This is a genomic window from Moorena sp. SIO4E2, from assembly GCF_010671945.1.
GTDB lineage: Bacteria > Cyanobacteriota > Cyanobacteriia > Cyanobacteriales > Coleofasciculaceae > Moorena > Moorena producens.
Genome location: NZ_JAAHIE010001176.1, coordinates 1 through 1,521, shown reverse-complemented (window position 1 = coordinate 1,521; position 1,521 = coordinate 1). Strand labels below are relative to the sequence as shown.

General features: G+C 44.5%; 1 protein-coding gene. It reads right to left on the bottom strand.

What is annotated here, in order from left to right; translation table 11 throughout:
* Positions 1-151: 151 nt before the first annotated feature.
* On the bottom strand, positions 152-1,521 hold a 1,370-nt coding region (locus F6K37_RS41895), incomplete at its 5' end, for a phospholipase D-like domain-containing protein (protein WP_287257154.1).

The window sequence follows — 1,521 nt, the reverse complement described above, 5'->3', positions numbered from 1 at the left end:
AGGTTAGCAGGTGGAGGTTTTACCAATTACTAATGACTAACGACAAAAAACAACAGACCATTTTAAAAGTGATTAACTGGACTTGATATAACACATCTATTTAATTGAGGGGTATAACCCGTCATGCCAACTATTCAATAGTATGCTCTACTCAAGAATGTGGATCAAGAGGCACACATTTTTGTTGCTGTGCTTTAATCTTTTGCTGAACTCTAACTGGTACTCCCTTCACTGCTTTGCCATAGAGGCGTTGAAACTCCCGCTCAAAATGGGCAGCCACGATCGGGCTATGAATAACTAACACCGTCTCATCGTTCCTGGTATTTGCTGCTTTTGACCAGTTGTGAGACCCTGTAATCACTATCTTTCCATCCAGAATGGCAAATTTGTGATGTAAGACATCTCCTTCTGGCAACTGAGGCACACCGACAGTAGCAATCGGTTGACGCCAAGGACGGTTACCAGTCTCATATTTACACTTGTGAGCAACAGCTACTCCCATCATGTCCAAACCCTCACTGTAATAGCGAAAGGCAAAACTTGGCTCAATTAGCGCTTTGACCTTAACACCCTGTTGATGGGATTCCTCTAAAACATTGGTTAGCCGTTGCTCGGAAAAGACAAATAAAGCGATGTTAATCGTTTCCCTAGCCTGAGGAAGAATTTGAGCGATCACACCATTGGTACTCTGATGCCAAGGTTTGGTAGTGGAGGTTGGAGAGAATTTTATAGCGATAGTTGTATCCCCCACAGTTGTATCTCCCCCAGTTGTATCCCCCACAGTTGTATCCCCCCCAGTTGTATCTCTCAGTGTGACTTGCTCTACTGGTCGCCATGGCTTCTTGAGACCAAACTTACTATCTGGTTTACCGCCAGCACCATCCCCCCACATCAGGTTAAATTCCTGGGTGAATTGCTTAGCTAACTCTACACTGTCAATCTTAAGTAGATTGTTGGGATTGCCACGACTCTCTCGAAACTGAAAGTCACCATGTAGATCACTAAGAGTGAAGTTTGCTGAGGTAATAATAGAAACTTTGTTATCAATAACTATAAACTTATGATGCATTAAGCCACTGCCCCGAGAACCATCCGCTGTGTCATCAATCATAGGTACACCACCATTTCCTAAGATGATTAAAGCGTCTCCTTCTGAAATTTCCGTTGCACTCAGCTGACCATCTCCGTCACGGTCGATCAATATTAGGGACTCATTGTAGCGTGAGCGTTCTCTTTGGGGCAGTTTTGCTACTGAGCCAGCGGTTAGTTTACTGACCGGAAGACTGTAGTTATTGTCTAAAATGACTCTGACCTTGACACCAGCTTGCTTACGTTCTACTAAAGCTTGGGCAATTCTGGGCATACGCAACTCCTGAACCGCCACATCTACTGTTGACTTTGCTGATGCGATCGCATCCACAATCACTTGCTCCAAGTTATCTCCCTCCCGAGTTACTCCCCGGTAAGGATCTGTGTATTGGGCTGACCTACTATGATTAAAGTAAGCCTGAACCCAAGGGT